Annotated in this window: 10 protein-coding genes; 6 read left to right on the top strand and 4 right to left on the bottom strand. The window is 59.7% G+C overall.

What is annotated here, in order from left to right; genetic code table 11:
• Positions 1 to 101 precede the first annotated feature (101 nt).
• The gene (locus AC2I9W_RS17335; protein WP_486411163.1) at positions 102 to 848 is read left to right on the top strand and encodes a 16S rRNA pseudouridine(516) synthase; all 747 of its coding nucleotides are present in this window, start codon (positions 102 to 104) and stop codon (positions 846 to 848) included.
• Positions 849 to 924: 76 nt separating this feature from the next.
• On the opposite strand, the gene AC2I9W_RS17330 is transcribed toward AC2I9W_RS17335, so the two are convergent.
• The 4 genes from AC2I9W_RS17330 to AC2I9W_RS17315 form a co-directional block, all read right to left on the bottom strand.
• A complete protein-coding gene (locus AC2I9W_RS17330; RefSeq protein WP_486411165.1) occupies positions 925 to 1,737 on the bottom strand; it encodes a DNA/RNA non-specific endonuclease in 813 nt (270 codons plus the stop codon).
• A 615-nt stretch (positions 1,738 to 2,352) separates the two neighbouring features.
• The gene (locus tag AC2I9W_RS17325; protein WP_486411162.1) at positions 2,353 to 2,799 is read right to left on the bottom strand and encodes an RNA-binding S4 domain-containing protein; all 447 of its coding nucleotides are present in this window, start codon (positions 2,797 to 2,799) and stop codon (positions 2,353 to 2,355) included.
• A 42-nt stretch (positions 2,800 to 2,841) separates the two neighbouring features.
• On the bottom strand, positions 2,842 to 4,344 hold the full coding sequence (locus tag AC2I9W_RS17320; protein WP_486411161.1) for a sensor histidine kinase: 1,503 nt from the start codon (positions 4,342 to 4,344) through the stop codon (positions 2,842 to 2,844).
• The gene (locus tag AC2I9W_RS17315) at positions 4,341 to 5,042 is read right to left on the bottom strand and encodes a response regulator (RefSeq protein WP_486411164.1); all 702 of its coding nucleotides are present in this window, start codon (positions 5,040 to 5,042) and stop codon (positions 4,341 to 4,343) included. Before AC2I9W_RS17315 ends, AC2I9W_RS17320 begins: the two co-directional genes overlap by 4 nt.
• 135 nt (positions 5,043 to 5,177) lie before the next feature.
• Here AC2I9W_RS17315 and AC2I9W_RS17310 point away from each other — a divergent pair, with 135 nt between their 5' ends.
• The 5 genes from AC2I9W_RS17310 (at position 5,178) to AC2I9W_RS17290 (ending at position 11,690) form a co-directional block, all read left to right on the top strand.
• Positions 5,178 to 6,143, top strand: a complete 966-nt coding sequence (locus AC2I9W_RS17310) for a Bug family tripartite tricarboxylate transporter substrate binding protein (RefSeq protein WP_486411160.1) — start codon at positions 5,178 to 5,180, stop codon at positions 6,141 to 6,143.
• Positions 6,144 to 6,374: 231 nt separating this feature from the next.
• A complete protein-coding gene (locus AC2I9W_RS17305; RefSeq protein WP_486411159.1) occupies positions 6,375 to 6,968 on the top strand; it encodes a tripartite tricarboxylate transporter TctB family protein in 594 nt (197 codons plus the stop codon).
• Positions 6,968 to 8,485: a tripartite tricarboxylate transporter permease gene (locus AC2I9W_RS17300; protein WP_486411158.1), complete on the top strand. Its 1,518-nt coding sequence runs from the start codon at positions 6,968 to 6,970 to the stop codon at positions 8,483 to 8,485. Before AC2I9W_RS17305 ends, AC2I9W_RS17300 begins: the two co-directional genes overlap by 1 nt.
• A 287-nt stretch (positions 8,486 to 8,772) precedes the next feature.
• Positions 8,773 to 10,761, top strand: coding sequence for an acetoacetate--CoA ligase (locus AC2I9W_RS17295; protein WP_486411157.1), 1,989 nt, complete (start codon positions 8,773 to 8,775; stop codon positions 10,759 to 10,761).
• A 50-nt stretch (positions 10,762 to 10,811) separates the two neighbouring features.
• On the top strand, positions 10,812 to 11,690 hold the full coding sequence (locus tag AC2I9W_RS17290; RefSeq protein ID WP_486411156.1) for an amidohydrolase family protein: 879 nt from the start codon (positions 10,812 to 10,814) through the stop codon (positions 11,688 to 11,690).
• Positions 11,691 to 11,810 lie beyond the last annotated feature (120 nt).

Raw genomic sequence — 11,810 nt, 5'->3', positions numbered from 1 at the left:
AGAGAAAAACCCCGTAGTCGTTCGACTACGGGGTTTTTTACTTGATGGATCAGTATTTTTTGATATTGCTTGCGCAGTAGTGGATAGGGAAGGAGTCAGGTATGCAGTTGCAGGATATGTTGTATTCACAGGGCTTTGGTATTCGCCGCGTTTGTTCCGGTTTGGTGCAGCAGGGGTGGGTAGAGCTGTGGAATACGGAGACTGAATCCTGGGAGCAGGTGCTGGATTCCACGCTGGATATTGACCCTGAAGGCATGAGCTTTCGGGTGCAGGGTGTGGAGTGGCAGTACCACAAGCTAGGCTATGTGCTGCTGAACAAGCCTGCCGGTACTGAGTGCTCGCAAAAGCCGTCGGCCCATCCCAGCATCTACACCTTGCTGCCTTCTCCGCTGCGTTTGCGACCCAATAAAGGAGCGGTGCAAGGCGTTCAGGCGGTGGGACGTCTGGATCAGGATACGACGGGGATGCTGCTGCTCAGCGATGATGGGCAGTTCATCCACCGTATGTCTTCTCCCAAAAAGCATGTCTCCAAGGTGTATCGGGTGACCTGCAAGCACGAGGTCGATGCCAAGCAAATCCAGAAGCTCTTGGACGGCGTGGTGCTTGATGATGATCCCAAGCCTGTCAAGGCAGCTGCCTGTGAGCAGGTCGATAGTCATGTGCTGGACCTGACCCTGACGGAAGGCAAATATCACCAGGTCAAGCGCATGATTGCGGCGGTGAGCAATCGGGTGGAAGGCTTGCACCGCCGAAAAATCGGCGGGATGGAGCTGCCCGAGGATCTGGCTCCGGGTCAATGGCGCTGGCTGACCGCTGATGAGCTGGAGCTGTTCAAGCCAGGGAAATAATTAAGTTCTGGAACATTGGTATGAATGAAAAAAGCCTGCTGGTTGCACCAGCAGGCTTTTTTGTGAGGGCAGAGCTTTAGCGCTGCTGCGTGCTCGTGCTGCCTGGAATCGAGGCCTGGTGACGTGTTCCAGTGGTTTGCAGCGGTGTACCCGGCAGAAACTCTATGCCTGTGCGGCGCACTAGCTCTTCGTAACTGATGGGCTGGGTGACTCGGGCGGCATCATCGTTGGCTTGCCAGTGTGCCCAGGCTCGCTGAGTTTGGGCGTCATAGACCAGCTTGTAGAGAAAGCTGGGCACTCGCACATGGTTGTCGCCCACCGTAGAGGCGTTGGGCTCGAAAACCGGGCCGGTGATGATGTAGACATCACCTTGGGCACGTTGGGCGTAGTTGCGCGTGTCTTTTTCAATGCGTGCCCAGGGGCCGCTGTTTTGCTTGATGGCTTGGGGAACCATATTGGCTAGAGAGAAGCTTTGCGCCATGGCCTGAGCGCTAGGCATATCGCCAGCGGGCGCCATGTGGCCGCGTGAGTAGCCGGAGCGCTTGTAGTCATCAAGCTCGGCCCGCTCGTCGCGGGGCAGGCGGGCATCGCTGTAGAAGCGGTTGGTACGCTTTTCATCGGCATCGTCGACCAAGGCTTTGTTCAGGCGCTGGGCGACAAAGACCGGCGTTTTGCTCTGGCCGCTGTGCAAGATGGCAAAGGCGTCATAGCAAAGCGCACGCAGCTTGGGCTGATCGCTGAGCACGGGCGGCTTGGCATTGGCAAAGAACTGAGGGCACTGGCTAAAGCCTTCGGTTGCGCGGGTGGGGTTGCTGACCTGCAGGGTCAGAGCGCCTGAGGCGGGCAACGGCATCTTGGCCGTGCAAGCCATGGAGCTGATGGACAGCAGGGCGATGGAGGTATAGCGAGCCAGGCGCTGGCCTGCTGTCGATGTATTGAACGAGGCGGGCAGAGTCAAAGTGGAGAGCATTCGAGAGAGAAAGACCGAAGGGCGTTGTTCGCCGTAAATGCGGAAAAGCAAGAAAGGCTTGGGCAGGTGAAGGTGCAGCGCAGATCAGCTTTGAAGTGAAGCTGATGGCGGTGCCATTGAGCAGATCACCGAGAGCTACCGAATGACCCGGCCCATCGCAGACGGGCGCTTGAGACGAGGCGTGAAGCCCTGGGCGGTACAGAAAGTACGGCAAGGCTTTGCCACGACGGGCTAGGGGTTGTGCTGGTAGATCTTAAAAAGATAGCTGCTTACGCAGGTATAGAAAGGATTTCAAAGGGAAAGTTCCTTGAAATCCTTGCTGGAGTTGCGCTAGCAGCTCTGATTTTATGCATAGATGTGGATGTGCAGCTGCACAGCGCGCAGATGAATAGCCTATGGATTGAGCGCAGCTTGCGCCTTCTGTCTCTCGTATCTCCATGAACAACCGATTCGAGCAAAGAGGAGCAGGCACTAAACAACTAGAGCGTGCCGGCGCATCAGGCTTTATTGCCTTAGCCCGTGTGCGCAAGGGCCTTAATCGTCGATCGAGGCACTCCAGCGATCACCCCAGCCGTTGCTGCGATAGTCCTTGCTGACGCGATCGATCTCACGGCGATCCCGCTTGGTGGGGCGGCCCGTGTGCTGTGCGGCCAGAAAGGCGGCGGGCTCAGGGGCCAGGCGGCGCTGCTCGGCCAGTTGCTCGCGCTGGGCAATGCTCTGGGCGGTTTCTTCATACAGTTGCTGGGCCACAGGTGCGGGCCCACGCATGCCGCTGAGACCGCGCACGATGACTTCTTTGGGAATATTGCCCTGGCGCAGGGTAATGGTGTCGCCAGGGCGAATCTCACGCGAGGCCTTGGCATTGGCCTTGTTGACGGTAACGCGGCCTTTGCCAATTTCTTCCACGGCCAGGCTGCGGGTTTTGTAGAACCGCGCACACCACAGCCATTTGTCCAGACGCATGGATTCAATTTCACTCATGGCGCTATTTTGAGGTCTGGATGAGCTTCTGCAATCCTTGTTTCAAGCCCGAGGTGCTGACATGGATTCAGAAAGAGGGGTCTGAAGTGGCAGGTGAACCAGCGCTTGCAGTCCGCGCACCTGCCCAGGTGTCTGGTAGAGATTGCGCAGCTCGATCTGGCCACCCAGGGTCTGCACAATTTCCTGGCAGATGGCCAGGCCCAGGCCCGAGCCACTGCGCGTGTTGCCCGAAGAAAAGGGCTGGAACAGCCGCTGGCTCAATTCCGTATCAATGCCGCTGCCGCTGTCTTCAATGCTGAGCGCGGCATGCTTGTCTTCCAGCCGTACTTCCACTTGCAAGCGTCCGCCTCTTGGCGTGTGGCGCAGGGCGTTGTGCAGCAGGTTGCGTGTCAGCTCGCGCAGCATCCACTCATGGGCAGGTACCCAGCAGGTCTGGGTATCAATGCCAAAGTCCATATCGTGCTCGGCAATCAGGGGGGAAAGCTCCAGCGCCACATCACGCACGATTTCATCGAGGGGGGCGAGCAGCTGCTTGTTCTGGCTGGGGTCTTCTTGCCGCAACTGCTCGACTTTGGCCAGGGCCAGCATCTGGTTGGCCACGCGGGTGGCGCGGTCCACGGTGTCATCCATTTCGACAAAAGCCTGCTCTGGAGGAATATCGCCGCGCTTGGCCGATTGCACCTGGGCCTTGAGTACGGCCAGCGGCGTGCGTAACTGGTGGGATGCGTCGCGTACAAAGCGCTTTTGGTTGCTCAGCAGGCTTTGCAGCCGCTGCATGGTCTGGTTGGTGGCGTCCAGCAGCGGCTGGATTTCGCGAGGAGCCTCGGGGGCGGATAAAGGGCTCAGGTCGCCTTGGGCGCGGCTGTGCAGATCCTGGCTGAGCTGGCGTATGGGCTGGGTGGCGCGCTGCACCACGATGATGACGATAAGGGCCACCACCAGCACCAGCAGGGCCTGGCGAATCAGGGTGTCGCGCAGAATCTGCAGCGCCAGTGATTCGCGCAGCTCCAGCGTTTCAGCCACCTGAATGACGGCCATGCCACGCCCGGTGTCACTGGCCACGGGCTGCAGCAGAACGGCCACGCGCACAGGGCGACCACGAAATTCGTCATCGTAGAAGTCCACCAGTGCCGCATAAGGGGGGCGCTGGGGGATCTTGCCGTGCCAGAAGGGAAGCTCGTTAAACCCCGAGATCAATTGCCCGTCCAGTGTGGAGACGCGATAGAACATGCGGCTTTGGTTGTCGGCCTCAAAAATTTCCAGGGCAGAGTACGGCACCATGGCGCGCAGCTGAGCTTCATCGTCATAGCCGATGACGCCAATTTGCTCGCTGATGCTTTTGGCCGACGCCAGCAGGGTTCTGTCATACGCTGTGTGCAGCGAGGACAGGGTTTGCTGATACAGGCTCCAGGCATTGAGCGCAATCAGCAGCAGCACGGGCAGCAAAATGCCGGTGAGCAGCAGCCTCCTCAATGACCAGACCGTCTGGGCGCGTGCTTGGCTCGCACTGGCCTTTGCTGTACTGGCTGCTGTGGTGGGCTTCATGCGCTGGCCTCGGCCTTGATCAGATAGCCCAGCCCTCGCAAGGTCACCAATTGCACGCCGGTGCCGTGGAGCTTTTTGCGCAGGCGGTAGGCCACGACTTCGACGGCTTCATATTGCACATCGGTTTCGCCGGGGAAGACCAGGCTGAACAAGCGCTCCTTGGTGACGGCATGGCCGGGACGTGCCAGCAGTGCTTGCATCATGGACAGCTCGCGCGGAGTCAGCTCCAGAACCTGATCGCCAAAGTAGATGGCGCCGCTTTCTTTTTCATAGCGCAATGCGCCCAGTGTTAAAGCCTCTGGGGCTGATTTGGGTGTGAAGCTGTCCTGGCTGCGACGCAGCAAGGCGCGCAGGCGGGCCTCCAGTTCGTCGAGGTCAAAAGGCTTGGCCAGATAGTCGTCGGCACCGGCATTCAACCCCAGCACGCGGTCCCCCACGGTGCCTCGCGCCGTCAGTATCAGCACGGGCGTGCGCAGACCTTGGGAGCGGGCACGCTCCAGCACCTGCAGGCCGTCCAGACCGGGCAGGCTCAGATCCAGCACCACGGCGTCAGGCTCGCGGCTGACCCAATGGGCCAGAGCGCTGGGGCCGTCGGCTGCGACCTCCACATTCAGGCCGCGGCGCATCAGCGTGCGCTGCAGCGTGGTGCGCATGGCGGAGTCATCTTCAACAAGCAGTAATTGCATGGCGCAGAACATAGCACTGCGCTGAAGTGGCCAGAGCAAGTCTTGAACCCTCGGCGCTTGACTAGGGGATAGTCCTAGGCTTTTGGACAGCTGTTTGACAGGCAGGCTGTCCATGATTCATCACACCAATTACATAAGGAGCAACCCATGCGTCGTGATACGTTTTTGAAGTCTCTGGCTGCCATGGCGGCAGTCGGTGCCTTGCCTTTGTCGGCACAGGCGGCAACTGCCATCAAGATGATGCTGCCCGCCAATCCGGGTGGCGGCTGGGATACGACGGGTCGTGCTCTGGGCAAGGCCTTGCAAGACGCGGGTGTGGCTTCTTCCGTCACTTATGACAACAAGGGCGGCGCAGCCGGTGCCATCGGTCTGGCTCAGTTCGTCAACGGCAGCAAGGGCGATCCCAATGCCATGATGGTCATGGGCGCGGTGATGCTGGGTGGCATCATCACCGGCAAGCCACCCGTCAACCTGAGCCAGGCCACGCCTCTGGCACGCCTGACCAGCGAATACAACGTCTTTGTGCTGCCAGCCAATTCGCCTTACAAGAGCATGGCCGAGGTGATCGCTCAGCTCAAGAAAGACCCAGGCTCCATCAAGTGGGGCGGCGGCTCGCGTGGCTCTACCGAGCACATTGCGGCGGCCATGATTGCGCGTGAAGTGGGCGTGGACCCCGCCAAGATCAACTACGTGGCTTTCCGTGGGGGCGGTGAGGCTATCTCTGCCATCCTGGGCGGCAACGTCACCGTGGGCGGCAGCGGCTTTAGCGAGTTTGCCGAATACATTGCCACCGGCAAGATGAAGCCTATTGGCGTGACTTCGGGCCAGCGCCTCAAGGGAGCCGCCGCCAATGTTCCCACGCTCAAGGAGCAGGGCATCAACGTGGAAATCGGCAACTGGCGCGGCGTGTACGGAGCGCCTGGCATTTCCAAGGCACAGCGCGACGAGTTGGTGGCCCAGATTGAAAAAGCCACCAAGAGCAAGGCCTGGGCCGAAGCACTGCAGAAGAACGACTGGACACCTGCCTGGCTGGGCGGTGATGCCTTTGGCAAGTTCGTTGACGACGAGTTCGCCAGCCTGCGCGCCACCATGGCCAAGTCCGGCATGATCTGATGATCACCTCAGGCTGCTGCTTTCTGCAGTGGCCTTTTCAGGACATGGCACAGGGCAGGCGGCAACTGCCCTGATCTTGTGATGTCCTGCCATTTTTCCCCTTCGCACTGATTGATGGCTTGCACCGAAACGGCGCAAGCCAGGGTTTGTGCAACCCCATGATGCCGTGAGAGCTGCTGCAGAGATCGTTCTTACGGGTTCCGAAAACCACTGAAATCAAACGCATTCATCATGTCTGATTCCTTCCAAGATCTGGCCCGGGCGGCGGAGGCTGCACAGGTGTCGGCCTATGCCGATCCCGGTGAGCCACAGAGCTCCAATGTGCCCTCCGCCAAGGCGCAAACCATTGTGGGAGCAGGTGTGCTGCTGGTCGCAGCCGGTCTGGCCTTTGGCGCGCTGAGCATTCCCTCTGACTCCGGCTATGGCGGCGTGGGTCCCAATTTCTTGCCCTGGGTGTGTGCCGTGGTACTGGCGATTTGTGGAGCCATGCTGATTTGGGAAGCGCGCACCGGCGGCTTTCGCCATGCCGCTGATCCTGGTGGTCAGCCCAAGGCGGACATTCTGCCCTTTGTCTGGGTGTCTGCTGGCCTGCTGGTGAATGCGGCACTGATCAGCACACTGGGCTTTATTGTGAGCTGCACTATTTGCTATGTGCTGGCGGTGCAGGGCCTGCGCCGCGCTGCGCATCAGCCTGAGGTATCGGCGGCAGGAACCTGGGTCAAGGATGTGATCACTGGTGTACTGATTTCGGCGCCCGTGTTCTGGACGTTTACGCAATTCCTGGCCATCAATCTGCCGGGCCTGACTCAGACGGGGTGGCTGTAATGGATATTTTTAACGCTTTGATGGCGGGCTTTGCCACGGCCATCACGCCCGCCAACTTGTTGTGGGCTCTGGTGGGCTGTGCACTGGGCACAGCGGTGGGAGTGTTGCCCGGCATTGGCCCCGCCGTGGCCGTGGCCATGCTGCTGCCGATTACCGCCAAAGTCGATGTCACGGCATCGATGATCTTCTTTGCGGGCATTTACTACGGCGCCATGTATGGCGGATCGACCACCTCGATTTTGCTGAACACGCCCGGTGAAACCGCTTCCATGGTCACGGCCATGGAGGGCAACAAGATGGCCAAGAATGGGCGAGCGGGGGCCGCGTTGGCAACCTCGGCCATTGGCTCTTTTGTGGCCGGCACGTTTGCTACCGTCATCGTGACGTTGTTTGCGCCGCATGTGGCGGACTTTGCGGTCAAGCTGGGCCCGCCTGAATACTTCATGCTCATGGTGCTGGCTTTCACCACTGTGAGTGCGGTGCTGGGGCAAAGCTCGCTGCGCGGCATGACTGCACTGTTTGTCGGTCTTGCGGCTGGTTGCATCGGCATGGACCAGATTTCCGGCGCGGCGCGCTATACCGGCGGCAAGATGGAGTTGCTGGACGGCATCGACATTGTGCTGGTGGCGGTGGGCCTGTTTGCCGTGGCCGAAGTGCTGTACGCGGCCATGTATGAAGGCAAGGTGGAGGAATCCCAGAACAAGCTGACCCGCGTGCATATGACCCGCCGCGACTGGAAGCGATCCTGGCCCGCCTGGCTGCGCGGTACGGCCTTGGGCACGCCGTTTGGCTGTATTCCCGCTGGCGGGACAGAGATTCCGACCTTTTTGAGTTATGCCGCAGAGAAGAAGCTGGCCAAGGGCGAGGACAAGGCCGAGTTCGGCACCAAGGGGGCCATCGAAGGTGTGGCCGGCCCCGAGGCGGCCAACAATGCCACGGTGACTGCGGCCCTGATTCCGCTGTTGACCCTGGGCATTCCCACCAGCAACACCACGGCCGTGCTGCTGGGGGCCTTCCAGAACTACGGCATCAACCCCGGCCCCCAACTGTTTACCAGCTCGGCGGCGCTGGTCTGGGCGCTGATCGCGTCGCTCTACATCGGCAACGTGATGCTGCTGGTGCTGAATCTGCCCATGGTGGGCCTGTGGGTCAAGCTGCTGAAGATTCCACGCCCCCAGCTGTATGCGGGCATTCTGATCTTCGCCACGGTGGGGGCTTATGGCATGCGCCAAAGCGCGTTTGACCTGTTCCTGCTCTATGGCATTGGCTTGCTGGGTGTGATCATGCGTCGCTTTGACTTCCCGACGGCTCCGGTGGTGGTGGGCATGATTCTTGGCCCTCTGGCCGAAGCCCAGATGCGCAACGCAGTCTCTATCGGTGAGGGAAGCTGGTGGATTTTCCTGCAGCGCCCCATGTCGCTGACGCTGGTCATCATCGTGCTGGCGGTGTTGATCATCCCTCGCGTGCTCAAGCGTATGGCTGATTCAAGACATGCCAAGGGAGCGGCTGCCGCCTGAGTCTTTATTTCCTAGCCTGCTGCGGGTGCTGTACGCATGGAACCCGTTGCATTGATATCCCCTGACTGGTGATTCGGTCAGGGGATTTTTTATGGAAGCAGGCTTTATCTCTTTCGCAGAAAGCCTTGTCTGCTCATGTATGGATAGTGCAGGTCTGTGGCTGACCACGCAGTAAGAGCAGTAGGAAAGTTGAATTTCTGACCCATGCTAGGGATTGCCCTTGGTTGCAGGAGTTTGATTTGTTTTTATAGTTATAAGAAATATCTATTTCGGGTTTCGGAGACAGCATGGCAGTGGAACAAGGGCAGCAGTTGTGGGCGCCCACGCAGCAACAGGTGGAGCACAGTGGGCTCTGGCATTACATGAACTGGCTGCGTGGCAACCGTGGCCAGGACTTCGCGAGCTATGAAGCGCTGTGGCAATGGTCGGCCACGGATATTGATGGCTTCTGGCGCTCCATCTGGGATTACTTCGACATTCAGGCCGATGGCGATCCGGCGCAGGTGCTTGCCAGCCGCAAGATGCCCAGTGCGGACTGGTTCCCGAATACCGCACTGAACTACGCCGAACACATCTTTCGCAATGCCACAGACGAACGCCCCGCCATCATTGCGCGCTGTGAGGGCAGCCAGCCGGTAGAAGTGTCATGGCAGCAATTGCAGCGCGATGTGGGCGCCCTGGCTGCAACGCTGCGCGGCCTGGGCATACAGCGCGGCGACCGTGTGGTGGCTTACCTCTCCAACGTGCCGCAGACCGTGGTGGCCTTTCTGGCCTGTGCCAGCATTGGTGCCGTCTGGTCCAGCTGCGCGCCGGAGATGGGCGTCTCCGTGGTGCTGGACCGCTTTCAGCAGATTGCGCCCAAGCTGATTTTTGCCACCGACAGCTATACCTATGCGGGCAAGCAGTTTGACCGCCGCGAGGTGCTGAACGAGGTGTTGCAAGGCCTGCCCGATATTGCTCAGGTCATTCATGTGCCAGGCCCGTTGTTTGGCAGCGATGCAGAGCATGCGAGCGTCCCCTGGCGCGACTGCATGCGCTGGAGCGATGCAACGCGCAATGAAGCGCCGCTGCAGTTCGAGCGCGTCCCGTTCTCGCATCCGCTGTGGGTGGTGTATTCGTCTGGCACGACCGGCCTGCCCAAGGCCATGGTCCACAGCCATGGCGGCATTGTGCTCACGCATCTGAAAACCAACCGCCTGCAGCACGATGTACTGCCCGGCGACCGCTTTATGTTCCTGGGCAGCACGGGCTGGATTGTCTGGAATCTGATGATTGGCAGCCTGCTGGCCGGTGCGACGGTGGTGCTGTCCGACGGCAATCCGACAGCGCCCAATGATGCGGCGCTCTGGGACTTTATCGACCAGTATGACGTCAGCATCTTCGGCTGCGGTGCAGCTTTTCTCATCAAGAGCATGAAGGATGGCGTGCAGCCCAGTCAGGGCAGAAAGTTCGAGAAGCTGCGCGCCATCAACTCCACGGGCTCGCCACTGCCTCTCGATGCCTATGCCTGGGTGTACGAGAGCGTGAAGAGTGATTTGTGGCTGGCATCAATCAGCGGCGGTACCGACATTGCCTCGGGTTTTGTAGCCTGTGCGCCGATCTTGCCCGTCAACGCGGGCGAGATTCAATGCCGCGAGCTGGGCGTGGCCGCCTATGCCTTCAACGAACAGGGCGAGAAAGTGATTGGCGAGGTGGGCGAGCTGGTGATTACCGAGCCCATGCCCTCCATGCCCGTGTTCTTCTGGAATGACGAGGGCGGCAAGCGCTATTACGACAGCTATTTCGATGTCTTTCCCGGCTACTGGCGCCATGGTGACTGGATTGAATTCAGCGAGCGCGGCACGGCCGTGATCTATGGCCGCTCCGACAGCACCATCAACCGCTTCGGCATACGCATGGGCACGGCAGAAATCTACCGCGTGGTCGAGGAACTCGACGCCGTCAAGGACAGCCTGGTGGTCGATCTCGAATATCTGGGCCGCCCCTCCTTCATGCCGCTGTTTGTCACGCTGGGCGAGGGGCAATCATTGACGGACGAATTGATTGCCCAGATCAAGAACGCCATCAAGACCAAGGCTTCGGCCCGCCATGTGCCCAATGTGGTGGTGCAAGTGGCCGAGATTCCACGCACCCTGACGGGCAAGAAGATGGAAGTGCCGGTGCGCAAGCTGCTGCTGGGAGCGGACGCCGCCAAGGTGGCCAGCCCCGATGCCATGGCCAACCCATCCAGCATTGATTTCTTTATTCAATTTCGAGAGCAGGTTCCGCAGGCGTGACAAGCGCTTAAGGCTGATTTGACTCGTAACTCACACAAGCAGGCCCATCCATGAATCATCAAGACCTGATCGCCATCGACTTCCACACCCATGCAGAAGTCAGCTGCCGCAACCCCTTTGACAGCTACGGCGAGGAATACGACCGCGCGGCGGACAAATACTTCGGCAGCTCACTTCGCCCGACGATCGCCGAAACCATTGCCTATTACCGCGAGCGCAAGATCGGTCTGGTGATGTTCACGGTGGACAGCGAGGCGCAACTGGGTCGCCGCCGCATTCCCAACGAAGAGATTGCCGACGCTGCGCGCGAGAACAGCGACATGATGGTGGCGTTCGCCAGCATCGACCCGCACAAGGGCAAGATGGGCGCGCGCGAGGCCGAGCGCCTGATTACCGAATGCGGCGTCAAGGGCTTCAAGTTCCATCCCACGGTGCAGGGCTTTCATCCCTACGACCGCATGGCCTGGCCTATCTACGAGGTCATCAACCACTACAAGCTGCCCGCCATCTTCCACACCGGTCACAGCGGCATCGGCAGCGGCATGAAGTGCGGCGGTGGCCTGCGTCTGGCCTATAGCAACCCCATGCTGCTTGATGATGTGGCCGTGGACTTTGGTGATATGCAGATCGTCATGGCCCACCCGAGCTTTCCCTGGCAAGACGAGGCGATCTCGGTGGCTTTGCACAAGCCCAATGTCTGGATCGATCTCTCGGGCTGGAGCCCCAAGTACTTCCCCAAGCAGCTGGTGCAGTACGCCAACACGCTGCTGAAAGACCGCGTGCTGTTTGGCAGCGACTTCCCGCTGATCACGCCCGAGCGCTGGATGAAGGACTTCGAGGTCGCGGGCTTCAAGCCCGAAGTCATGCCCGGCATTCTCAAGGACAACGCCGTTCGCCTGCTGGAGCTGGACAAGAAGCGCGACGCGTAATAACCCACAAGGATTACGGAAGTGATCCTTGCTATAAAAGGAGCGTATAGCGCTTGCCAGTATTGAGTTTCAGATGGATTTCTATCTGAAATCAAGCAAGGGCAAGCGCGATCAGCTCCT

This window comes from Comamonas sp. FUJ_7 (assembly GCF_057369555.1).
Note: the sequence above shows the minus strand (reverse complement) of the source record. Positions and strands in the feature narration are given on the sequence as shown.